General features: G+C 73.7%; 23 protein-coding genes and 1 riboswitch. Of the genes, 15 read left to right on the top strand and 8 right to left on the bottom strand.

What is annotated here, in order from left to right:
• Positions 1 to 42 precede the first annotated feature (42 nt).
• The 3 genes from ACRAKJ_RS32700 to ACRAKJ_RS32690 all read left to right on the top strand — a co-directional run bounded on the left by ACRAKJ_RS32700 (position 43) and on the right by ACRAKJ_RS32690 (position 2204).
• A complete protein-coding gene (locus ACRAKJ_RS32700; RefSeq protein ID WP_438926893.1) occupies positions 43 to 705 on the top strand; it encodes a M50 family metallopeptidase in 663 nt (220 codons plus the stop codon).
• Between the two features lie 111 nt (positions 706 to 816).
• Positions 817 to 1767, top strand: a complete 951-nt coding sequence (locus ACRAKJ_RS32695) for a TIGR03557 family F420-dependent LLM class oxidoreductase (protein ID WP_438926894.1) — start codon at positions 817 to 819, stop codon at positions 1765 to 1767.
• 143 nt (positions 1768 to 1910) lie between these two features.
• Positions 1911 to 2204 (top strand): WhiB family transcriptional regulator, encoded by a 294-nt coding sequence (locus tag ACRAKJ_RS32690; protein ID WP_438926895.1) that lies wholly within the window; start codon positions 1911 to 1913, stop codon positions 2202 to 2204.
• A gap of 930 nt (positions 2205 to 3134) precedes the next feature.
• Here the strand turns inward: ACRAKJ_RS32690 and ACRAKJ_RS32685 are convergent.
• Together ACRAKJ_RS32685 and ACRAKJ_RS32680 are read right to left on the bottom strand one after the other, a co-directional pair.
• Positions 3135 to 3926 (bottom strand): SigB/SigF/SigG family RNA polymerase sigma factor, encoded by a 792-nt coding sequence (locus ACRAKJ_RS32685; RefSeq protein ID WP_438926896.1) that lies wholly within the window; start codon positions 3924 to 3926, stop codon positions 3135 to 3137.
• On the bottom strand, positions 3923 to 4354 hold the full coding sequence (locus ACRAKJ_RS32680; protein ID WP_438926897.1) for an ATP-binding protein: 432 nt from the start codon (positions 4352 to 4354) through the stop codon (positions 3923 to 3925). The genes ACRAKJ_RS32685 and ACRAKJ_RS32680 overlap by 4 nt, the downstream gene beginning before the upstream one ends.
• A 125-nt stretch (positions 4355 to 4479) precedes the next feature.
• Here ACRAKJ_RS32680 and ACRAKJ_RS32675 point away from each other — a divergent pair, with 125 nt between their 5' ends.
• Positions 4480 to 5229, top strand: coding sequence for an ATP-binding protein (locus ACRAKJ_RS32675; protein WP_447008776.1), 750 nt, complete (start codon positions 4480 to 4482; stop codon positions 5227 to 5229).
• Positions 5230 to 5261: 32 nt separating this feature from the next.
• Here the strand turns inward: ACRAKJ_RS32675 and ACRAKJ_RS32670 are convergent, their stop codons facing one another.
• Positions 5262 to 5681, bottom strand: a complete 420-nt coding sequence (locus tag ACRAKJ_RS32670) for an anti-sigma factor antagonist (RefSeq protein WP_438923824.1) — start codon at positions 5679 to 5681, stop codon at positions 5262 to 5264.
• A gap of 425 nt (positions 5682 to 6106) precedes the next feature.
• Between ACRAKJ_RS32670 and ACRAKJ_RS32665 the strand changes: the two genes are divergently transcribed.
• The 6 genes from ACRAKJ_RS32665 to ACRAKJ_RS32640 all read left to right on the top strand — a co-directional run bounded on the left by ACRAKJ_RS32665 (position 6107) and on the right by ACRAKJ_RS32640 (position 9369).
• Complete coding sequence (locus ACRAKJ_RS32665; RefSeq protein WP_438923823.1) at positions 6107 to 6346, top strand: hypothetical protein; 240 nt, start codon at positions 6107 to 6109, stop codon at positions 6344 to 6346.
• A gap of 156 nt (positions 6347 to 6502) precedes the next feature.
• A complete protein-coding gene (locus ACRAKJ_RS32660) occupies positions 6503 to 7090 on the top strand; it encodes a CDP-alcohol phosphatidyltransferase family protein (protein ID WP_438923822.1) in 588 nt (195 codons plus the stop codon).
• A 57-nt stretch (positions 7091 to 7147) separates the two neighbouring features.
• Entirely contained in the window at positions 7148 to 7531 is a 384-nt protein-coding gene (gcvH, locus tag ACRAKJ_RS32655) for a glycine cleavage system protein GcvH (RefSeq protein ID WP_438923821.1), read from the top strand.
• Between the two features lie 113 nt (positions 7532 to 7644).
• Positions 7645 to 8106: a glycogen accumulation regulator GarA gene (garA, locus tag ACRAKJ_RS32650; protein ID WP_033427969.1), complete on the top strand. Its 462-nt coding sequence runs from the start codon at positions 7645 to 7647 to the stop codon at positions 8104 to 8106.
• Positions 8107 to 8146: 40 nt separating this feature from the next.
• A complete protein-coding gene (gene ftsR, locus ACRAKJ_RS32645; protein ID WP_438923820.1) occupies positions 8147 to 8752 on the top strand; it encodes a transcriptional regulator FtsR in 606 nt (201 codons plus the stop codon).
• 143 nt (positions 8753 to 8895) lie between these two features.
• Positions 8896 to 9369 (top strand): bifunctional nuclease family protein, encoded by a 474-nt coding sequence (locus tag ACRAKJ_RS32640; RefSeq protein WP_184667478.1) that lies wholly within the window; start codon positions 8896 to 8898, stop codon positions 9367 to 9369.
• 273 nt (positions 9370 to 9642) lie between these two features.
• Here ACRAKJ_RS32640 and ACRAKJ_RS32635 read toward each other — a convergent pair whose 3' ends face one another.
• The gene (locus tag ACRAKJ_RS32635) at positions 9643 to 9810 is read right to left on the bottom strand and encodes a hypothetical protein (RefSeq protein WP_438923819.1); all 168 of its coding nucleotides are present in this window, start codon (positions 9808 to 9810) and stop codon (positions 9643 to 9645) included.
• A gap of 477 nt (positions 9811 to 10287) precedes the next feature.
• On the opposite strand from ACRAKJ_RS32635, the gene ACRAKJ_RS32630 reads away from it, so the two are divergent.
• From ACRAKJ_RS32630 to ACRAKJ_RS32620, 3 genes are all read left to right on the top strand, one after another.
• On the top strand, positions 10288 to 10854 hold the full coding sequence (locus ACRAKJ_RS32630) for a MerR family transcriptional regulator (RefSeq protein WP_438923818.1): 567 nt from the start codon (positions 10288 to 10290) through the stop codon (positions 10852 to 10854).
• Positions 10855 to 11045: 191 nt separating this feature from the next.
• A riboswitch (glycine riboswitch) is annotated at positions 11046 to 11136 on the top strand.
• A gap of 153 nt (positions 11137 to 11289) precedes the next feature.
• A complete protein-coding gene (gcvP, locus tag ACRAKJ_RS32625; protein WP_438923817.1) occupies positions 11290 to 14178 on the top strand; it encodes an aminomethyl-transferring glycine dehydrogenase in 2889 nt (962 codons plus the stop codon).
• 347 nt (positions 14179 to 14525) lie between these two features.
• On the top strand, positions 14526 to 14801 hold the full coding sequence (locus ACRAKJ_RS32620; protein WP_438923816.1) for a hypothetical protein: 276 nt from the start codon (positions 14526 to 14528) through the stop codon (positions 14799 to 14801).
• Between the two features lie 66 nt (positions 14802 to 14867).
• Here ACRAKJ_RS32620 and ACRAKJ_RS32615 read toward each other — a convergent pair whose 3' ends face one another.
• The 3 genes from ACRAKJ_RS32615 to ACRAKJ_RS32605 form a co-directional block, all read right to left on the bottom strand.
• Positions 14868 to 16655: a substrate-binding domain-containing protein gene (locus tag ACRAKJ_RS32615; protein ID WP_438923815.1), complete on the bottom strand. Its 1788-nt coding sequence runs from the start codon at positions 16653 to 16655 to the stop codon at positions 14868 to 14870.
• 88 nt (positions 16656 to 16743) lie between these two features.
• Positions 16744 to 17652, bottom strand: coding sequence for a 3-methyladenine DNA glycosylase (locus ACRAKJ_RS32610; RefSeq protein WP_438923814.1), 909 nt, complete (start codon positions 17650 to 17652; stop codon positions 16744 to 16746).
• Between the two features lie 21 nt (positions 17653 to 17673).
• Positions 17674 to 18567 (bottom strand): ArsR family transcriptional regulator, encoded by an 894-nt coding sequence (locus tag ACRAKJ_RS32605; protein ID WP_438923813.1) that lies wholly within the window; start codon positions 18565 to 18567, stop codon positions 17674 to 17676.
• A 59-nt stretch (positions 18568 to 18626) separates the two neighbouring features.
• Between ACRAKJ_RS32605 and ACRAKJ_RS32600 the strand changes: the two genes are divergently transcribed.
• Positions 18627 to 19865 carry an MFS transporter gene (locus ACRAKJ_RS32600; protein ID WP_438923812.1) on the top strand — a complete coding sequence of 413 codons (1239 nt, stop codon included), beginning with the start codon at positions 18627 to 18629 and terminating at the stop codon, positions 19863 to 19865.
• A 24-nt stretch (positions 19866 to 19889) separates the two neighbouring features.
• Here ACRAKJ_RS32600 and ACRAKJ_RS32595 read toward each other — a convergent pair whose 3' ends face one another.
• Positions 19890 to 20153, bottom strand: coding sequence for a hypothetical protein (locus ACRAKJ_RS32595; RefSeq protein WP_438923811.1), 264 nt, complete (start codon positions 20151 to 20153; stop codon positions 19890 to 19892).
• Positions 20154 to 20298: 145 nt separating this feature from the next.
• On the opposite strand from ACRAKJ_RS32595, the gene ACRAKJ_RS32590 reads away from it, so the two are divergent.
• Positions 20299 to 21219, top strand: a complete 921-nt coding sequence (locus ACRAKJ_RS32590) for an LmbU family transcriptional regulator (protein ID WP_438923810.1) — start codon at positions 20299 to 20301, stop codon at positions 21217 to 21219.
• The last annotated feature ends 29 nt before the right edge of the window (positions 21220 to 21248 follow it).

Genomic DNA, 21248 nt, shown 5'->3' with positions numbered 1-21248 from the left:
GCGCGCTCCAGGTCAAGCCCCGGCCTGGCATGCTGGGCGGTGATGTCCGCATTCGCGAAGTGGGCGCCCGCCGCGCTGGCCCTCGTCCTGGTGACCGGCCCCGGCGTCTGGCGCTGGAGCCGCCACACCATCACCATCGCGCACGAGGCCGGGCACGCCCTCGTCGCCGTCCTCACCGGCCGCAGGCTGGAGGGCATCAAGCTCAACCCCGACACCTCCGGCGTCACCGTCTCCCGCGGCCGGCCCACCGGCGTCGCCGTCGTCCTCATGTACTTCGCCGGGTACGTCACCCCGTCCCTGCTCGGCCTCGGCGCCGCCGGCCTCGTCCTCGCCGACCAGGTCAGGCCGCTGCTGTGGGCGACCGTCGTGCTGCTCGCCGCCATGCTGGTGATGATCCGCAACGCGTTCGGCGTGCTGTCCGTCGTCGTCACCGGCGCCGTCGTGTTCGCCGTCTCCTGGTACGCCACCGCCGAGTGGCAGGCCGCGTTCGCGCTGTTCGTCACCTGGTTCCTGCTGCTCGGCGGCGTCCGCCCGGTGGGGGAGCTGCAACGCCGCCGCGCCCGGGGCCGCGCGCCCCAGTCCGACGCCGACCAGCTCGCCCGCGTCACCGGCGTCCCCGGCCTCGTCTGGGTGCTGCTGTTCGCCGCCGTCACCATCGGCGCGCTCGTCCTCGGCGGCCGGCTGCTCCTCCCGCTGGACCTCTGACCCCGACACCCGGCACGACGCCCGCCGGGGCTCCCGACACGGTCGTGGGACATCGTCGAGCAGGCCGCGAACACCGAGGTTCAGCCGCACTTTCGCGGGTAACCGGGGCCCATGGTGAGCGTGGGTTACTTCCTCTCGTGCGAGGAGTTCGGTCCGCGCGAACTCGTCCAGCAGGCCCGGTGGGCCGAGCAGGCGGGCTTCGAGCGGCTCTGGATCTCCGACCACTACCACCCCTGGAACTCCGAGCAGGGGAACAGCCCGTTCGTGTGGTCCGTGATCGGTGCGCTGTCCGAGGCGACGACGCTCCCGATCACCACCGCCGTCACGTGCCCCACCGTGCGCCTGCACCCGGCCGTGGTCGCCCAGGCCGCCGCGACCGCCGCCGTCCAGTGCCGGGGCGGGTTCACGCTCGGCGTCGGCACGGGGGAGGCGTTGAACGAGCACATCCTCGGCGGGCCGTGGCCGTCCGCGCCCGAACGCCTGGAGATGCTCGAAGAGGCCGTCGAGGTCATGCGCGCCCTGTGGACCGGCGAGTCCGTCACCCACCGCGGACGCCACTACACGGTCGAGAACGCCCGCCTCTACACCCGACCCGAATCACCCGTACCGGTCTACGTCTCCGCCTTCGGCCCCCACGCCGCCCGCGTGGCCGGCCGCATCGGCGACGGCTTCTGCTCCACCATGCCCGACGACTCGTTGGTGTCGGAGTTCCGCTCGTCCGGGGGAGGCGACAAACCGGCCCAGGCCGGCTTCAAGGTCTGCCACGCCCCGACCGCCGAAGCGGGCGCCAAGACCGCCTACCGGTTGTGGCCCAACGAGCAGCTGCCCGGTGAACTCGCCCAGCTGCTGCCCACGCCCGAGCACTTCGAGCAGGCGTCGACCCTGGTCACCGAGGAGATGGTCGCCTCGGCCCTGCCCACCGGCCCCGACGTCCAGCCGTACGTGGACACCGTGCGCAAGTACGCCGAGGCCGGCTACGACGAGCTGTACGTGGCGCAGATCGGCCCGGACCAGGAGAGCTTCTTCGAGTTCTGGTCCACCGAAGTGGCCCCGGCCCTCTAGCCGTCCCGTCCTCACCGCCGACCGTTCCCGTCCTCACCGCGTCCGAACTCACCTGATCCGATGGGGCAGGACACGTTTGCCCTCCCCGGAACAGCGGGTAAGCCGTGATCAAGCACCAGAACACCGCAAGGGGGTCCATACCGATGACCAGCACCGCGCGCCTGCCGAAGCCCGTCACCGACGTCTGGGACTGGCAGAAGGAAGGACTGTGCCGCGGCAGCGACAGCGCAGTCTTCTTCCACCCGGACAACGAGCGCGGCTCCGCCCGAGCCGCCCGCGAGGACAGGGCCAAGCAGCTCTGCGCCCACTGCCCGGTCCTCCTGAAGTGCCGCGAGCACGCCCTGGCGGTCCAGGAGCCCTACGGCGTCTGGGGCGGCATGGGCGAGGACGAGCGCCGCCGCATCATCGCCGCCGCCCGCCGCCGAACCGCCGCCTGACCGGGGGCCACCTGACCGCGGGCCGCCGAACCGCGGGCCGCCGAACCGCCGCCTGACCGAGGGGCGACGGCCCCGGAGCACCGCAGACCCCCGAGCACCCCAGCCCCTTCGGCCCACACCCCCAACACCCCCGCGCGGCACGTCCGGGCTCCCGGCTCACCAGAGCCCCCCAGGCTCCACCCCGAGCCACCACGCCCGACCCCACCGCCGGCCCGACCCCGGTGGCCCCGGCAGCAGCAGTCGACCGTCCAGGCAGCGCCGAGCCACCTCCCGGGCGCACCAGGCCCAGGCCAGGCCCGTCCGTCGCACCCCCTCGCGGCGGACAGGCCCACCGCCTCCACACCCCGGGTGCCCCGTCCGATCCCACCGCCGGTCAGCGCAGCCCGGCCACGTGGGTCTCCTTCTTCCCCGCACCGCGAGCCCGCACCCGCATTCGCGGGTCCACAGGCGTCTCCACCCGGCCTCGGGTCCTCGCGAACCACGCACCACGCACCGCACACCGCCTGCGCGGCGGCCGGTTCCGCGCGTCCGGCACGCCCACGTCCGGCGCTCGGGCCAGGCGACCGGGCCGGGGACCGAGGTGGCGGGACCTCCGGCGGCTCGGCTCGGCGGCTCGGCGTCGGCCGCCGGCTCGGCTCAGCTCGGCCCAGCCGGCGGTTCGGCTCAGCGGCTCGACCGGCGCTTCCGGCTGGGTCGGGGGGTGGTCGCTCGGGGTCTCCTCATGTTCAACCGATGAGCGAGAAGCCGTTTACGTACACTTTCCCGCCCATCTTCACCCAATCGTGTCGGCCCAAGCGCTGACCACCGCGGACAAAGCCACTGCGGACAAGGCCACTGCGGCCGACCGGACAGTAGCGCCACAACGCGGAGGCCGCCCGACGAAAGTCCTGTCGGGCGGCCTCCGCGAAGGGCCGGGGAAGTGCGAGAGCCCTACTCCGTCAAACCGTCCCGCAGCTGCCGCAGCGTCTTCGCCAACAACCGCGACACGTGCATCTGCGAAATCCCGACCTTCTGCGCGATCTGCGTCTGCGTCATGTTCCCGAAGAACCGCATGACCACGATCTTGCGCTCCCGCTCCGGCAGCTTCTCCAGCAACGGGTGCAACGCCTCCCGCTGCTCGATCGCCTCCAGCTCCGGGTCCTCCTCGCCGAGGGTGCTCCCCAGCGAGATGGAGCTGTCGTCGGCCACGAGCAGGTCGTCCAGCGACGCCGAGTGGTACGCGTTGCCGGCCGCCAGGCCCTCGTGGATCTCCTCGCGGCTGAGCTGGAGGTGCTGCGCCAGCTCGCTCGGCGTCGGCGCGCGCCCCAGCTCCTGGGACAGCCTCGCCGACCCCGCGTTGATCGCCAGGTGCAGCTCCTTGAGCCGCCGCGGCATGCGGACCGACCAGCTGGAGTCCCGGAAGTACTTCCGGACCTCGCCCATGATCGTCGGCACCGCGAACGACAGGAAGTCGCTCCCGCGCTCCGGGTCGAACCGGTCGACCGCGTTGATCAGGCCGACGGTGGCCACCTGCACCAGGTCGTCGTAGGGCTCGCCCCGGTGGCCGAACCTGCGGGCGATGTGCTTGGCCACCGGCAGGTGCTCGGTCACCAGTTCGTCGCGCAGCCGCTCCCTCGCCGGGTCGTCGGCGGGCGTCGCGGCGAGCCGGACGAACAGCGGAGCGAGGTGGTCGTAGTCACCCTGGGTGCTCGACCGGGTCTTGCCCTCGTCCGGCGCCGTCACGCATCCACCGTCCCCAGCGACCGCTTGACCAGGTCGATGTGCACCTCGTACGCGTCGGCCTGCGGCGCGACCCACGTGGTCACGGAGTCGACCAGCGCGCTGAGGACGCGCCAGCCGAAGCTGTCCCGGTCCGGCGGGGTCGACCTCTGCGAACCCACCTTCGTGGAGACCTGCACGGAACCGTCGACCACGACGAACTGGGCGATCAGCACCGCCCCCGGCGTGGCCAGCGAGATGAGGGTGGAGCACGCCTCGTCCACCGCCAGCTTCAGGTCCTCGATGGAGTCCAGGTCGAAGTCCTGGCGCATGGCGATGTCGGCGGCCACCGCCCGGACGATCGACAACTGCGTAGGCTCAGCCGCCATCCGCAGCTCAACCCCGGCCAGGGCGCTTTCCGACTCGCCGCTCTGCGGCTCAGTGTGCGACACGCTCACCTCGTCGTCCGTTCTGTCTCGTTGTGGTGCTGACGCTATCGATACCCGAACTGATCGTCGCTCACACGTGTAGCGGACACGCGGGCAGGGAAGACTGACAGGTGCAACGGGGAGGGCCTTTGACGGATCAACTCGCGGACCACCACTGGGGAGTGGAGTTCCCGGCGCAGCCGGGCCGGCTCGCGGCGGTCCGTGCCGGCCTCGACGGCTGGCTCGCCGCCTCCGGCCTCACCGAGGACGACCGGTACGACCTGCTCATCGCGGTGAACGAGGCCGCCAGCAACGCCGTGGAGCACGCCTACCCGCACGGTGACGACGGGGTCGTGCACATCGACGCCGACGCGCGGCCTGACGGCAGCGTACGCGTCGTGGTCACGGACTACGGCACGTGGCGCGTGCCGCCCGCCGCCCTCACCACGCGCGGCCGGGGACTGCTGCTGATGCACGAGAACGTCGACGACGTGCTGATCGACCGCCAACCGACCGGCACGACCGTGACCCTCGTCCTCGCCGCCCGGCGCACCCCGCGCGGCACGTTCACCTCGGCCCCGCGCGAACCGGTGGTCGTCACCGAGCGCGAGGGCTGGGTGGAGGTGGTGGTGCGGGGGGACGTGCCCGCCCAGTTCGCGCCCGCCGTGCGTCGCCGCATCCTGGCCGCCGCGCGCGGCGGCACCGTGCCCGTGGTCGTGGACCTGCGCGACCTGGGCCGGCGCGCCGAGGGCCTGATCCGCAGCCTGCGCCCGGTCGCCGAGGCCGCCGCGGCGGCGGGCAACCGGGTGGTCGTGCGCGCGCCCGAAGACGGCCACGCCCGCCGCGCTCTCATCGCGGCGGGCGTGGACCAGGTGGTGGACGTCGTGCCGCACCCCTAGGTCTTGCGGGTCTTCCGGGTCGCGGGGGCTCGTCACCGGGGTTCGTCGGCCCCCAGCGCCTGCTCGACCGACTCGAACACGCTGAACACCTCGCCCAGGCCGGTGGCGGCCAGCGGGCGGGTCACGGCGCGCGCGACGGCGACGACGCGGAACGCCGCGCCCCTGCGCTTGCCCTGCTGCGCCGCCTCGACCAGGACCGCCAGGCCGGCGGAACCCAGGAAGCTCACCCGGGACAGGTCGAGCACCAGCGCGGTGCTGGTGTCGAGGTGCCGCAGCACCTCCGCGCGCAGCTGCGGCGCGGTGAGCATGTCGATCTCCCCGCTCACGCCGACCACGGTGGCACCGCCGCCGGCCGGCCGGACGGTGAGCCCGACCTGCCCGGCGCGCGGGCTGCTGGACGCGGCGGACTCGGCTCCGCTCGTCGCCACGACGTTCGGGTCCTGAACCGTCACGAGGGTCTCCTTCTTCACCTGGAACAGCTGGGTGGGAGCCCGGGGGCGCTCCGCGCGCAGGGCGGAAGAGCAGCGTGACGCTCACGTCAGCGGGCCGGACTCCCCGGCGCGGCTGTTGGCTCAACCGCTGCGCCACCACCGTACGGAGCCCGCACGGACACCACAAGCGCGCAGGCAGCGGCTTATCGGCACCAGTGTAGTGCGCATTCCGGTGTGCGGTGGGTGACGGACGGTGAACGGTTTGGCGGTGGACCCGCCGGCTACACCTCGGGGGAAGGGTTCAGCGCAACTCGGCGACCCGAACCGCCCGGTGGGCGAGACACCACCGGAACCGGCTGCCGGTCGCGCCGCCGTCGCGCAGAATCCCGGTGACGGGGATAACACCGCGAGAGTCGCGGACGACAACCCCGGTGGAGGGAATTCACATGAGCACCAGCACGGAAACCGAGTCCGAGCCCGCCAAGCAGAGGGCGGCGCGCGCCGGTTCGCACGGCGCGGGACCGCTGCCCACCGCCCCGTGCAGCGTGGTCTGGAGCAAGGGCCACGCCTACGTGCTCGAAGGTTTCCGGGCCCGCTGGGTGGGCGTCGACGACCGCGGCCGCCCCCAGGCGCTCAGCGGCGACGAGCTCCAGCGCCGCGGCTGGACCCGCACCCGCCACCGCTGACGGCGGTCCCCCGCCGCCCCGCGGCCGGGCGGTCACCCGCCCGCCCCGCGGCCGGGCGGTCACCCGCCCGCCCCGTGACCGGGCGGTCAGCCGGGGGAGTGACGTCCGCGCACGTTCGTCGGCACCGGGGTCCGCGCCGGCACTAGAGTCCACGCCGTGCCGCGTGACCCCGCCGACCGGCTGCTGACCATCCCCAACGCGCTCAGCGTGCTGCGGCTGCTCGGCGTGCCCCTCTTCCTCTACCTCCTGCTCGGCCCCCGCGCCGACGGCTGGGCGGTCGTCGTCCTCGTCGCCGCGGGCCTGTCGGACTGGCTCGACGGCAAGATCGCGCGCTGGCTGGACCAGACCAGCAGGCTCGGCACGCTCCTCGACCCCGCCGCCGACCGCCTCTACATCCTCGCCACGCTCGTCGCGTTCGTCGTCCGCGACATCGTGCCGTGGTGGCTCGTCGTGCTCCTGGTGGGCCGCGAGGTCGTCGTCGGCGCCTGCCTGCCCGTGCTGCGCGCCCGCGGCTACGGGCCGTTCGACGTCAACTACCTGGGCAAGGCGGCCACGTTCAACCTGCTCTACGCGTTCCCCGTGCTGCTGCTCGCCCAGGGCACGTCCACGGCCGCCCGGATCGCCCTGCCCATCGCCATCGCGTTCATGGCGTGGGGCGGCGCCCTGTACCTGTGGTCGGGGGCCCTGTACGTCTACCAGTTCACCCTCGCGCTGCGCCGACGGCCGGGGGTCGCGCCGGTCTGAACGCGACGTGGGAAGATCCGGCACCGAAGATCCACCGTCTTGAAGGAGCGCGCCGCGGTGATTCCCGAGGAGCTCAAGTACACCGAGGAACATGAGTGGGTGCTGCGCACCGGTGACGACACCGTGCGCGTCGGCATCACCGACTACGCCCAGGAGCAGCTCGGCGACGTCGTGTTCGTGCAGCTCCCCGAGCTCGGCGAACAGGTCGGCGCGGGCCAGACCCTCGGCGAGGTCGAGTCGACCAAGAGCGTGTCGGACATCTACGCGCCGCTGGCCGGCGAGGTCATCACGCGCAACGACTCCCTGGACCAGCAGCCCGACCTGGTGAACTCCGACCCGTACGGCGAGGGGTGGATGGTGGAGCTCCGCCTGGAGGACCCGGCGGCGGTCGACGACCTGCTCGACGCGTCCGCCTACCAGGAGCTGGCGGCATCGGAGTGACGTCGATCTTCCGGCGGCTCTTCGGTCGGTGGGGGAGCCGCTCCTCAGACACGGGTTCGGGCACGGTAGGTTCTAACGAACTCGACGCTTCCAGCAGCAGGAGGAGAGCTCAGGTGAGCACGAACGACGGGCCAGGCGTTCCGCCGGAGCAGTCCCCGGAGCGGACCTCCGTTTTCCGGGCCGACTTCCTCGCCGAGGTCGAGGGCGCCGAAGCGCCCGCCCAGGAGCCGGCCGTCGCCGGCGTCGACGCGCTGCCCGCCGGGTCCGCCCTGCTGGTGGTCAAGCGCGGCCCGAACGCGGGTTCCAGGTTCCTGCTGGACCGCGACACGACGAGCGCCGGTCGGCACCCCGACAGCGACATCTTCCTCGACGACGTGACGGTGTCCCGCCGGCACGCCGAGTTCCGCCGCGAGGGCGGCGAGTTCGTGGTGATCGACGTGGGCAGCCTCAACGGCACCTACGTCAACCGCGAGCCCGTCGACCAGGCCGTCCTGGCCAACGGCGACGAGGTGCAGATCGGCAAGTTCCGCCTGGTGTTCCTGACCGGTCCGGGCGCCGGGGGCCAGGGGGCCTGACGATGGGGGTCCGGTGACGGCCGGGCGGCCACGCGGGGGGTTGGGCATCGGAGCCGTGCTGGCGCTGCTCCGAGCCGACTTCCCCGACGTCACCATCTCCAAGATCCGCTTCCTGGAGGCGGAGGGGTTGGTCCGCCCGGCGCGCACCGCCTCGGGGTACCGGCAGTTCGGTTCGGCCGACGTCGAGCGGCTGCGGTACGTCCTGACCGCCCAGCGCGACCGCTACCTGCCGCTGAAGGTGATCAGGGAGCAGTTGGACGCCGCCGACGCCGCCGCCGCGAACGGGGGCCCGCACCGCGGTGCCGCGGCCCCCGACCACCGGTTCACCCGCGACGAGCTGCTCGCGCGCACCGGCGTCGCCCCCGACGTGCTGGCCGACCTGGAGCAGCACGGCCTGGTCACGCCGACCGCCGGCGGCCACTACGACGCCGACGCGGCGCAGATCGCCTCGACCGTGCGCGCCCTGGCCGACCACGGCCTGGACGCGCGCCGGCTGCGCCCGTTCCGGAGCGCGGCGGACGTCGTCGTGACCGCCGCGCAGCAGGGCCGTGCCGACGAAGTCACCGCGCTTTCGGTAACGCTGCACACACTCCTCGTGAAGACCGGATTGCGGGACGTCGCAGGTGGCCGTGTTTCGTCGAGGTGAACGCGTGTCCGCATCGTGATGCGAAGCGGTCGGGCCGTTGCGCACGGAGCCCGCTTGGCGGGTAGCGTCGAATCCGTACGTGGGGCATTCTCGTTGGTAGCGGGGACGCCAGAATTTCAGCGCGCTGAGGGAGGCGAGACCCGATGAGCGAGATGCGCGTCGTCGGTGTGCGGGTGGAACTGCCCGCCAACCAGCCGATCCTGTTGCTGCGCGAAACCGAGGGTGAGCGGTACCTGCCGATCTGGATCGGATCGGTCGAGGCCACGGCGATCGCGCTGGAGCAGCAGGGTGTCCGGCCTGCCCGGCCGTTGACGCACGACCTGCTCAAGGACGTCATCGGCGCCCTCGGTCGGCAGCTCGAACAGGTTCGGATCACCGACCTCCAGGAAGGCACCTACTTCGCCGAGCTGGTGTTCGACGGTGACGTGCGCGTCTCCGCCCGGCCCAGCGACTCGGTGGCGCTCGCGCTGCGGATCGGCGTGCCGATCCACGCGGAGGAGTCCGTGCTCGCGGAGGCCGGGTTGATCATCCCGGACGAGCAGGAGGACGAGGTCGAGAAGTTCCGGGAGTTCCTGGACTCGATCTCGCCCGAGGACTTCCGGGGCGCGGACACCTAGGTCGACCCGTCGCGCGGGCCGCTCCGGCGGTTCTGGCGCGCGGAGCGGTGGAGCTGCCGGACGGCCGCGGTGACGTCCGGTTTCGCGTTTCCGGGGCGTTCTCCCGGTGCCGCGGGCGGCGCGGTCGCCGTGCCGGTGGCGTGACCGGTCGAATGCCCGTCGCCGGTGGGCGGGGGAACGCGGTCGCGGTGCCGTGGGAATCGTCGAACAACCGCTCGGAACGCTTCGCAGGGGTCCCCGCCGAGGGGACCCCTGCTTTGATTTTGCCGGCTGTCACCGACGCCGCGCGATGACCGATCCGCTGCCTGTGGACAACTGCTTCGCCGGTGTCGGGCACGGCTTGGTGGTGCCCGGTTCGGCGGTGGTGGCCGGTTCGGCGGTGGCGCCTGGTTCGGCGGTGGTGGCCGTGACCGCGTTGGCCGCAGCCGTGGTGGTGCTCATCCGGTCTTGGTGCTGTCCGGGGCGCCCGCACCGAGCCGCACCGCGCCGCGCCGCCGGCACGGCACCGGGTTCCGCGCTCACCGCCGCCCCCGCGACCGGCTGTCCGCGTTTACCCCACCGGTGACACCTGCGAGGGGCCGCGCCGCCGGCCCCGCGCCGGGACGGGCCCCTCGCAGGCGTGTGCGGTGAGTTGTGGATCAACCCTCCGTGCCACCCCCTGGTGTCACACCTTCGGATTACACAACGTCAGCGTTCTTCAGCTAAACGATCACTAAACGTCACCCAAATGGCTTACGACGAGGGTATCTCTCAACCTCAACCTCAGCTTGAGACAAGACACGCTCAGCGCGTCGCGTTGACCTGCCCCCTAGGCGGTCTTACCGTCGAGCTCAGGTGAATTGCCACGGTGTGATTCGGGCACCGGGGCGGCTTCACGTTGGTCGCCGGTCGTCGTGACCGGACCGAGGGGAGGCAGGCGTGGTCGAGGAAGCGCCCATCCGGGCGGGAACCGGAGAACAGGGTGAACTGTTCCCGGACTCCTCGCTGCCGGACGAACTCGTCGGGTACCGCGGCCCCGCCGCGTGCCAGATCGCGGGAATCACCTACCGCCAGCTCGACTACTGGGCACGCACGGAGCTGGTCAACCCGACCATAAGGAGTGCGCACGGCTCCGGCAGCCAGCGGCTCTACTCGTTCAAGGACATCCTCGTCCTGAAGGTCGTCAAAAGGCTCCTGGACACCGGCGTCTCGCTCCAGAACATCCGGGTCGCGGTCGACCACCTGCGCCGCCGCGGCGTGCAGGACCTGGCCCGGATCACGTTGTTCAGCGACGGCACCACGGTCTACGAGTGCACCTCGCCCGAGGAGGTCGTCGACCTGCTCCAGGGCGGTCAGGGCGTGTTCGGCATCGCGGTCAGCGGCGCCATGCGGGAGATCAGCGGCACGATCCACGAGTTCCCCGCCGAACGGGCCGACGGCGCCGAGGTCGTGGGGCCGTCCGACGACGAGCTGTCCCGCCGCCGCCGCACCCGCGCCATCGGCTGAGCCCCCCCGCGCACCCGGACCGCCGACCGCGGGCGACCGGCGGTCGACAACCGACGACGACTCGGCCCGCGGCGGGCCCACGGGTAGCGGTGCGCGGGTACCCACCTCCGCGGCGGGCAAACCGGTGAGATCCACGTCGCGCCGGCGGTACCGGCGGCACCCCCGCCGGGTACGATTCGCGAGCAGTCGCTTTATCCCGTGCGGGAGAGTCCGAGCCAGTCTCGGCGCCGAAGGAGCAAATCCTCCCCGGAACCTCTCAGGCGCAAGGACCGCGCGGGTGAGACGCCTCTGGAAAGCGGGTCGGGCAACCGACCCCGCCGACGGTGCAAGCCCGGTCGAGCAGTCCGGGTGAAGCTCTCAGGCGCCCGGCGCCGGGCAGAAGACAGAGGGGGAGGGCAACGGCCGGAGTGTGCCCGTAGCCCTGGAGGCGCCTTTATGACGCAGGACCGCATCCCCCTCGCCGCTCTCGAGCACGGCACCCCGTTCGCCGACCGGCACGTGGGCCCGCGGCCCGCCGAGCTGGCCCGCATCCTCGACGTCATCGGCGTCGGCTCCCTGGAGGAACTGGCGCAGCGCGCCGTGCCCGACTCGATCCGCGAGCGCGACCTGGTGCTGGACCTGCCCGCGCCCGCCACCGAGACCGAGGCGCTGGCCGAGCTGCGCGCGCTGGCCTCCCGCAACCGGCCGATGACGCAGATGATCGGCCTCGGCTACTACGGCACGACCACCCCGCCGGTGATCCGCCGCAACGTGCTGGAGAGCCCCGCCTGGTACACCGCGTACACGCCGTACCAGCCCGAGATCTCCCAGGGCCGCCTCGAAGCCCTCCTCAACTTCCAGACGGTGGTCGGCGACCTCACCGGCCTGCCGCTGGCCAACGCGTCCATGCTGGACGAGTCCACCGCCGCCGCCGAGGGCATGACGCTCGTGCGCCGGGCGGGCAGGTCCAAGTCCGCCAGGTTCGTCGTGGACGCCGACACGCTGCCGCAGACCCTCGCCGTCATCGAGACCCGCGCCGAGCCGCTGGGCATCGAGGTCGTCGTCGCCGACCTGTCGCAGGGCCTGGAGGGCCTCGGCCTGGGCGGCGACTTCTTCGGCGTGCTGCTGTCCTACCCCGGCGCGTCCGGCGTGGTCCGCGACCACGAGGCCCTGATCGCCGAGGTGCACAAGGCGGGCGCGCAGGCCGTCGTCGCCGCCGACCTGCTGGCGCTGACGCTGCTGCGCCCGCCCGGCGAGATCGGCGCGGACGTCGTCGTCGGCACCACCCAGCGCTTCGGCGTGCCCGTCGGGTTCGGCGGGCCGCACGCCGGCTACATGGCCGTCCGGCAGGGCCTGGAGCGGCAGCTGCCCGGCCGGCTCGTCGGCGTGTCCGTCGACGCGGACGGCTCGCTCGCCTACCGCCTCGCGCTCCAGACCCGCGAGCAGCACATCCGCCGCGAGAAGGCCACCAGCAACATCTGCACCGCGCAGGTCCTGCTGGCCGTCATGGCCTCCATGTACGCCGTCTACCACGGCCCCGAGGGCCTGAAGGCCATCGCGACCCGCGCGCACCGGATGGCCACGGTGCTCGCCGCCGGGCTGTGCGAGGCGGGCGTCGAGGTCGTGCACGGCGAGTTCTTCGACACCGTCCGGGCGCGCGTGGAGGGCCGGGCGGCCGAGGTCGTCGCCGCCGCCCGCGAGCTGGGCGTCAACCTGTGGCGGGTCGACGAGGACGTCGTGTCGATCGCGTGCGACGAGACCACCACCCGCGAGCACCTGCACCTGGTGTGGCGGGCGTTCGGCGTGACCGTCCCCGACGTGGACGCCCTGGACGCCGACACCGCCGACGGCATCCCCGCCGACCTGCGCCGCACCACCGACTACCTGACCCACCCGGTGTTCCACTCGCACCGCTCGGAGACCGCGCTGCTGCGCTACCTGCGGTCGCTGTCGGACAAGGACGTCGCGCTCGACCGCAGCATGATCCCGCTCGGGTCGTGCACGATGAAGCTCAACGCCACGGCCGAGATGGAACCCGTCACCTGGCCCGAGTTCGCCGAGCTGCACCCGTTCGCGCCCGTCGAGGACGCCGCCGGCCTGCTCTCCATCGTCTCCGACCTGGAGCGGTGGCTGGCCGAGGTCACCGGGTACGACGCGGTGTCGCTCCAGCCGAACGCGGGCAGCCAGGGCGAGTTCGCGGGCCTGCTCGCGATCCGCGCCTACCACCGCGCGAACGGGAACGCGCACCGCGACGTGTGCCTCATCCCGTCCAGCGCGCACGGCACCAACGCCGCGTCCGCCGTCATGGCCGGGATGCGCGTCGTGGTCGTGAAGTGCGACGAGCGCGGCAACGTGGACCTCGACCACCTGAGGTCGACGGTCGAGGCGCACCGCGACGACCTCGCCGCCATCATGATCACCTACCCGTCGACGCACGGCGTGTACGAGGACACCGTGCGCGAGGTGTGCGGGCTGGTGCACGACGCGGGCGGCCAGGTGTACGTCGACGGCGCGAACCTCAACGCGCTCATCGGCCTCGCCCAGTACGGCAAGTTCGGGTCGGACGTGTCGCACCTGAACCTGCACAAGACGTTCTGCATCCCGCACGGCGGCGGCGGTCCCGGCGTCGGCCCGATCGGCGTGCGCTCGCACCTCGCGCCGTTCCTGCCGAACCACCCGCTCCAGCCCACCGCGGGCCCGGCGACCGGCGTGGGGCCGATCAGCGGCGCCCCGTGGGGCTCGGCGTCGATCCTGCCCATCTCGTGGGCCTACGTGCGGATGATGGGCGGCGACGGCCTGCGCCGCGCGACCCTGACCGCCGTGGCCGCCGCGAACTACGTGGCGCGTCGCCTGGACGAGCACTTCCCGGTGCTCTACACCGGCGAGGGCGGCTTCGTGGCCCACGAGTGCATCCTCGACCTGCGGCCCATCACGAAGGCGACCGGCGTGACCGTGGACGACGTGGCCAAGCGCCTCGCCGACTACGGCCTGCACGCGCCGACCATGTCGTTCCCGGTCGCCGGCACCCTCATGGTCGAGCCGACCGAGAGCGAGGACCTGGCCGAGATCGACCGGTTCATCGACGCCATGATCGCGATCAGGCACGAGATCGACCGCGTCGGCTCGGGCGAGTGGCCGGTCGACGACAACCCGCTGCGCAACGCGCCCCACACCGCCGCCTCCATCGCCGCGGAGTGGGACCACCCGTACAGCCGGGAGACCGCCGTGTTCCCCGCGGGCAGCGCCGCGCCGAAGACCTGGCCCCCGGTGCGCCGCATCGACGGCGCCAAGGGCGACCGCAACCTGGTCTGCTCCTGCCCGCCGGTCTCCGCCTACGGCGGCTGACCCGGGTCCCTTCTCCGGGTGGGGGGATCGGACCGAACCCCCGATCCCCCCACCCGCCCCCTGCCGGCGCCTTTCCCCCCTGCCGGCACTTACCGTTCTACCGCCTCGCGCGTTGTCCGGCTTCGGGCGGCGCCGACGCACGACAAACGCCGGACAACGGCCGTCGGGTCGGGTCGCGCGGGCCGCGCGGCCGGAAGACGATGACGGACCCATGGCGTCTTGCTACGGTTTCACGTGCGAGGAAGTCCTCGCACGTGAAGGAGCACGATGACGGGTCCGACCGGTGACGAGCCGGTCGAGGCGCTGGCAGCGCCCGCCACCCCGACCACCGACCCGGAGCGCCCGCGATGACCCCCGACACCCTGACCTGGCCGGCCGCCGTGCTCGCCCTCGGCGTGCTGTCCCTCGCCCTGGTCCTCGTGCTGTTCCTGCTCAACAGCCTCATCGAGGTGCGCAAGGCGAAGATCGGCGCGGACCGGGCCGACGACCTGCGCCGGCTCGTGCACCGCTACGAGCAACTGGCCGAGGGCACCCTCGACGCGCAGCAGCGCGCCGCGGCGGACCTCGCCGACCTGCGCGCCCGCACCGCGTCCGTCGAGAACACCGCCGGAACCGCGGAGTGACCGCGGAGGCCGTCGTGCGGGACAGGTCCGGTGCGCGCGGTCGGGTGGCGGGCGGGTGCTCGACGGTCAGGTGGTGGACAGGAGCTGGCCCAGGGCGGCGTCGACGGTGCGGCCGTCCTCCACCACCGACAGGGTGCCGCCGGTCGAACGGGCCAGTTCGCCCAGCGGGCCGCGCTCGGGGTCCGGGCCGATCGCGATGACGCTCACCGACACGTCCTTGCCCGGCTGCTTCGCGGCGGCCAGCCGGCCGGTCAGCTCGTCGAACGACAGCCCGCCGTCGTTCGCGCCGTCCGTGATGACCACGATCCGGTTGAGCTTGCCCGCCTCGTGGTCGCGCACCCGCTGCTCGTAGAGCGCCAGCAGGCTCGTGTACAGCTGCGTCGCGCTCTGCGGCCGCAAGCGGGCCACGCCGTCCAGCAGCGCCTGCCGCTGACCGGCGACCGCGCCGGTGGGCACCAGCTCCCGGTACGGCTTGTCGCCGTCGAGCCCGGCGGAGAACTCCCACAGCCCGAGCGACCCCGACACCGACCGGGTGACCTGCCCGGACAGCGCCTGCCTGACCCAGTCCACCCGGCTGCGGCCGTCGCCGCCGGGTTCCTCCATCGACTTGGACGTGTCCACCAGCACGGTGACGACCTGGCCGTCGTCGGCGGTCGCCCACGCGGCCGAGATCTGCTGGGTGGTGCCGGCGTCGGCGGGGGTGAGCGCCTCGGTGACCGCCGCCCACCGCACGCCCGGCGACGGCTTGGGCCGCTCGGTCGTGGACCCCACCCGCAGGCCGGCCCGCGCCAGGGTGGCCTGCTGCGCGTCCTCGTGCAGGAACTCGCGGAACGCCTGCGCCGCGCGCACCTGCGCCTCGCCGACCCAGTCGCCCGCCAGCGGCACGAACGGGAAGTCCGCCACCGGCGTCGGACCGCCCGCGGCCACCCCGTACAGCGGCTTCAACGGCGCCGCGCCGTTGTCCTTGCCCGTGTTGTGCCGGTACAGGTCCACCTCGAACACCGGCACCGCGCTGTACCCGACCGCGTTCACGGCCTGCTCGTCGGCCAGCAGGTTCAGCGCCTCCCACGTGCCCGCGGGCGTCTCGGCGGGCGTGGACGAGGCCAACCGGCTCATCGTCGACCTCACCGGGTCCAGCGCCAGCATCTCCGTGGTGACCGGGCCCTTGCCGTCCGGGCTCGCGCCCGCCAGCGCCGACTGCACCGCCATCGCGGTGGCCGCGTTGGTCGCCGGGTCGGGCATGGCCACCGAGAACCGGCCCCACTCGGGCTTGCCGAACCGGCCCCAGCCGTCGGCGGCGCCGGCCAGGTCGGGCAGGTCGGTCCACCGGAACGCGGGACCGGACTGGAGCGCCTGCGCGGCGTCCTCGTGCAGCGCCAGCAGCACCGGGCTCGTCGCGATCGACTCGGGCGCGGCGCCGAGCAGCGCGGCGTCCTGCGCGCCCAGGCGGTCGGCCCACAGCGTCGAGTCGGTGACCCACGCGTGCGGGCGCTCGCCCAGCTCCGCCGCGTCCCAGCCCTGGGTGAGGCCCTCCAGCACGACCTCGGAGTCGATCGACTGCACCTCGGTGCGGATGCAGTGGTCGTAGACGACGGGCCGCTGGGCGCTCCACGCCTCGGCGACCTGCTTGACCGCCTCGGCGACGTTCGGCGTGGCGGCGACCCGCAGCAGCGCCTCGCCCTCGTTGCAGTCGCCCGCCTGGGCCGCGGCGCGGCGCTCCACGACACCGCCGACCCAGGTGTAGCCGAGCCACCCGAGCACCACCAGGGCCACCAGGCCGACGATCGCGACCGGCCACGTGGCTATGCCGCGCCGAACCTTGGTCCGCAGCGCGCGGTGTCGAGACATCGTCATCCCTCTCAGCATCCGACCACAGCTGGCGAATCCCGACCGGCGTCACGCTAACAGGTGATATCCCCGGCGCGGGTGAAGTGACGGCCCGTCATCTGCCGGTGACGGGCTCGGGCAGCGGGGCACCGGTCGGCGCGGCGACCAGCACGTCCGTCAGCCCGATCAGCGCCGCCCTGAGCGGCGCCGCCTCCTCCGCGAACGCCGCCTGCCGCCGCGCGTACTCGGCGCGGCCCTCGGCCGTCTCGATCGCCACCGGCTCGTAGCCCAGCCCCGACAGGTCGTACGGGCTGGCCCGCATGTCCAGCTCGCGCACCCGCGCGGCCAGCGCGAAGCAGTCCGCGACCAGCTCCGACGGGGTCGCCGGGTCGAGCTTGTAGGCCCACTTGAACAGGTCCATGTTCGCGTGCAGGCAGCCCGGCTGCTCCAGCTCCGGCTGGGACTCGCGGGTCGGCTGGAGCGCGTTGAGGGGCCGCGCGGCGGGCGTGAAGAAGCGGAACGCGTCGAAGTGGCCGCACTGCACGCGCTGCGACTCCACCACCCGGTCGGTGCCCTCGCCGCCCAGGCGCAGCGGCCACGCGTTGTGCCGCACCTCGTCGGGCCGCTGCCGGTACACCATCGCCCACTCGTGCAAGCCGAAGCAGCCCAGCCGGGGCGCGCGGGACGCCGTCGCGGTCAGCAGGCGGCGGGCGAAGGCGATCGTGGCCGCCCGCTCCCGCGCGAACGCCGCCACGTCCAGCTCCACGCCGTCACCGGTCTCCCGGTACACCGGCCACCGCAGGTAGGCGCGCGCCGCGCCGCCCTCCAGGACCACGCCGGGACCGGGGTGCCAGCGCTCCAGCCGGGACGGGCGGTGCGAGTAGTACGACCAGAGGAAGTCGAGGACCGGGTGCTTGCGCCCCTCGGCCCGGCGCTCGTGGTGCGGGACCGTCCAGCGCCGGACGCGGGCCGCGTGCGCGTCGCGGCGCGCGGTCCACTCGGCCTCGGACAGGACTTCCCCCACCCCTCCAGGGTACTTGCCCCGTCAGGGTGCCCGGCCCTGGACCAGCGCCAGGCCGAGGCCGGTGCGCAGCGAGACGACCTCGCGGCCCTCCCGGCGGCTCACCGCGAGACCCGCCGCCCGCAGCACCCCCAGGTGCTGCGACACCGCGCCCGCCGTCACGCCCAGCCGGGCCGCCAGCTCGGTGACCGTCAGGGGGCTCTCCAGCTCGCACAGCAGCCGCGCCCGGGTCGCGCCGAGCAGCCTGCCCAGCGCGTCGCGCGCCGGCGCGGCCCGCTCCCACAGCGAGCCGAAGCCGTGCGCCGGGTAGCACAGCGCCAGCCGCACCGGGCTGTCCCGCAGGTAGGCGTGCGGCCAGGTGAACGCCGACGGCACCAGCACCAGGTCGCGCTCGCCGATCGCCACCGCGCTGCCGTGGACGGTGAGCACCGGGTTGCGGAACGACACCTCCGGGTGGAGCTCGGCCAGCACGGTCGGGCCGCCCGCCTCGACCAGCCGCCTGCCGCGCCGCTCCACGTCACCCTGGAGCACGCCCTCCAGCCGCGGCCACACCGGCGCGATGATCGCGTCGTGCACCTCCCGCACCCGGCGCTGCACGGCGGGCAGCGCACCCGGTTCGAGCACCCTCGGGTCGTCGGCCACGGCCGCCGCGATCCGCTCCGGCGTGGCCCTGGCGAGCGCGTCGACCTCCACGTCGATGCCCACCGAGCGCACGCCCGGAGTGGGGATCAGGAACTCCGGCACGACCGGCCGGGTCACCAGGGAGCGGAGCAGCGAGGGGTCCTCGCCGAGCCGCGCCAGCTCCCCGCCCGCCCACTCCGACCAGCGCCGGTGCACCGGGAACGCGCCGGGCGCGGCCAGCACGCGCAGCGCGGCGACCGTCTCCCACAGGGGGGAGACGGCGAAGCGGAGGGCCATGGGTTCACTCCACGCTAAAACGTCGGTCCGCGCCAGTGTGCGTTGGCAGGGTGGGCCCCATGACCAGGGGGTGGGTGCGGCTCCAGGCCGCGGCGGTGTCCGGATCGGTGGCCGAGGGGCTGATGCTGACGGCGTTGCCGCTCGTCGCGGTGACCATCACGACCGACCCGCGGGAGGTGTCGCTCGTCAACGTCGTGGGCCAGTCGCCGTGGCTGCTGTTCTCGCTGTTCGCGGGGGTGCTGATCGACCGGGTGCGGCGCAGCTCGGTGCTCGCGGCGGCGTACGCGGTGCAGGCGTGCGCGGCGCTCGTGCTCGCGGTGGCGGGCCTGGCGGGGTGGTTGGGCCTGCCGCTGCTGCTGGCCGTGGCGTTCGTGGTGACCTCCGCGCAGGTGCTGGGCGACGGCGCGTCCGGCGCGCTCGTGCCCGAGGTCGTGCCCGCCGGCCGGCTGGCGGCGGCCAACACCCGGCTGATCCTCATCGACCGGGGCGTGGTGCAGTTCGTCGTGCCGCCCGCCGCCGGCCTGCTCGTCGGGGTGGCGCTGGGCGCGCCCGCGTGGGTCGCCCTCGCGGCGGCGCTCGTCGCGCTGGCCGTGGTCGTGCTCGGGCTGCGGTCCGCGCCGGCGACGCCGTCCGGGCACCACCCGGTGCGGGACATCGCCGAGGGGCTGCGGTACCTCGTCCGCACGCGGCTGCTGCTGGCGATCACCGTGTCCGTGGCGCTCGGGTCGTTCGCGGCGAGCGCGGAGACGTCGATGTTCGTGCTGTACGCCTACCAGGTGCTGGACGTCGGCGCGGTCGGCTACGGCGTGCTGCTGACGTGCACCGCCGTCGGGTGGGTGGCGTCGTCGTTCGTGGTGAGCCGGGTGGTCGACCGGCTGGGGTACGCGTGGTCGATGCGGCTCGCGCAGCTCGGCATGGTGGTGTCCACCGCGCTGATCGCGCTGCTGCCGCCGTGGGCGTGGGCGATCGGCGTCGTGCTGTTCGGGCAGTCGGCGGTCGTGATGGTGTGGAACGTGTGCTCCCAGTCGAGCCGCCAGCACTTCACCCCGCCCGGCCTGCTGGGGCGCGTCCTGACCAGCCACCGGGCGCTGGCGTGGGGCCTGACCCCGCTGGGCGCGCTGGCCGGCGGCCTGGTCGCGTCGGGCTCCGGGCTGCGCGCCGTGTGGCTGATGGGGGCGGTCGTGCAGGTCGCCGCCCTGGTCACGGCGTGGCTCGGCCTCTCACCGCGCGCGTTCCGCGAGGCGGAGCGGGTGGCGGCGGCGCGGCGGGCGGAGCCGGTCGGCACCACCGGGGGGTGAGGCCGCCGGCGGGGACGGGGCGGCTCAGACCGGGGGCACGAGGCCGGGGAACTTGCGGGCGCCGTTGCAGTGCGGGCACTCCCGGCCGTTGTCCACGGTGCGCGGGGCGCCGCCGATGACGGCCGTCGTCGGGTTGGCGATGAAGCCGGCGCCGCCGCAGAGGTGGCAGATGGTGCGCGCGTCCGAGGTGACGCCGAACAGGTCGTCCTCGTCCTCTTCGTCCTCTTCGTCGAACTCGTCCGACTCCTCCGGCTCGAAGTCGTCCTCTTCCTCGTCATGCGGCTCCACGCGTCCACCGTAGTGGGGCCGCGCCGGGCGCACCGGGTCCACCCCGGCCCGCCGGGCGGGTGTGAGCGGATGTTGACCGGTGTGTGAGGACCCCTGCGGTAGGCATGAGACCCAAGCCGACTAGGGGGAACGAGAAGTGGACAGGGTGAACGCAGCACTGCACCGCCGGCGGCCCGCGGGCCTGGTCGAGGGGCGCATCCTCACCACACCGGTGGGTCTCGCGTTCCCGCGGGACGTCACGTTCGAGTCGTGGGAGCAGGCCGGGCAGCGGATCTCCCGGATCGCCAGCTCGTCCGCGTGGTACCTGGGGGACTGGCTCGTCTTCGGGCAGGACAAGTACACCGACCGCTACCGCAGGGCGGTGGAGGCGGTCGGCCTCGACTACCAGACGCTGCGCAACTACGCGTGGATCGCGCGCAAGTTCGACGCGTCCCGGCGACGGCCCGGCCTGCCGTTCCAGCACCACGCCGAGGTGGCCGCGCTGCCGCCCGCCGAGCAGGACCGCTGGCTGGACCGCGCGGAGCGCGAGCAGTGGTCGCGCACCGCGCTGCGCCGGGCGCTGCGGGAGGCGCGCGACCCGAGCGGCCGGACCTACCGGGCCGTGATGCCGCGGGTGACGGCGGCCAGTGACGCGGTGGACCGGTGGCGGCGGGCCGCGGTGGCCGCGAACGCCGACTTCGAGGCGTGGATCGTGGCCGCGCTGGACCGCGCCGCCGCCCGGGAGCTGGAGCTGACGAGCGTCCCCGACCTGGGTGCGCCGGACCTGGGCGGACCGGACCTCGACTCGTCGGACCGCGCTGCTTCGGACCGCGCCGCCCTGGACCGTGCCGCCCTGGATCGGGCGGCTTCCGACCGGCCTGCCCTGGACCGGGGGGTTTCCGACCGGCCCGCCCTGGAGCGGGCCGTCCTGGACCGGGCCGTCCTGAACCGGGTGGCTCCGGAGCGGGCCGTGCCGGAGCAGGCCGTTGCGGAGCGGGCCATCGCGGAGCGGGCCGTGCCGGAGCAGGTCGTCGCGGAGGGTGCCGTCCTGGTCAGGGGGCTGCCGGCGGTGCGGCCGGCGTCGTGACGCGGTGACCCGCGCGGCGGGCGAGGGGG

The sequence above is a fragment of the Saccharothrix sp. DSM 118769 genome, assembly GCF_052936295.1.
Note: the sequence above shows the minus strand (reverse complement) of the source record. Positions and strands in the feature narration are given on the sequence as shown.

Excerpts from the sequence above, each read along its gene's own strand:
- ACRAKJ_RS32700 (WP_438926893.1), top strand. The coding sequence starts at position 43 with ATGTCCGCATTCGCGAAGTGGGCGCCCGCCGCGCTGGCCCTCGTCCTG.
- ACRAKJ_RS32695 (WP_438926894.1), top strand. The coding sequence starts at position 817 with ATGGTGAGCGTGGGTTACTTCCTCTCGTGCGAGGAGTTCGGTCCGCGC.
- ACRAKJ_RS32690 (WP_438926895.1), top strand. The coding sequence starts at position 1,911 with ATGACCAGCACCGCGCGCCTGCCGAAGCCCGTCACCGACGTCTGGGAC.
- ACRAKJ_RS32665 (WP_438923823.1), top strand. The coding sequence starts at position 6,107 with ATGAGCACCAGCACGGAAACCGAGTCCGAGCCCGCCAAGCAGAGGGCG.
- ACRAKJ_RS32640 (WP_184667478.1), top strand. The coding sequence starts at position 8,896 with ATGAGCGAGATGCGCGTCGTCGGTGTGCGGGTGGAACTGCCCGCCAAC.
- ACRAKJ_RS32635 (WP_438923819.1), bottom strand. The coding sequence starts at position 9,810 with ATGAGCACCACCACGGCTGCGGCCAACGCGGTCACGGCCACCACCGCC.
- gcvP (WP_438923817.1), top strand. The coding sequence starts at position 11,290 with ATGACGCAGGACCGCATCCCCCTCGCCGCTCTCGAGCACGGCACCCCG.
- ACRAKJ_RS32620 (WP_438923816.1), top strand. The coding sequence starts at position 14,526 with ATGACCCCCGACACCCTGACCTGGCCGGCCGCCGTGCTCGCCCTCGGC.
- ACRAKJ_RS32615 (WP_438923815.1), bottom strand. The coding sequence starts at position 16,655 with ATGACGATGTCTCGACACCGCGCGCTGCGGACCAAGGTTCGGCGCGGC.
- ACRAKJ_RS32605 (WP_438923813.1), bottom strand. The coding sequence starts at position 18,567 with ATGGCCCTCCGCTTCGCCGTCTCCCCCCTGTGGGAGACGGTCGCCGCG.
- ACRAKJ_RS32600 (WP_438923812.1), top strand. The coding sequence starts at position 18,627 with ATGACCAGGGGGTGGGTGCGGCTCCAGGCCGCGGCGGTGTCCGGATCG.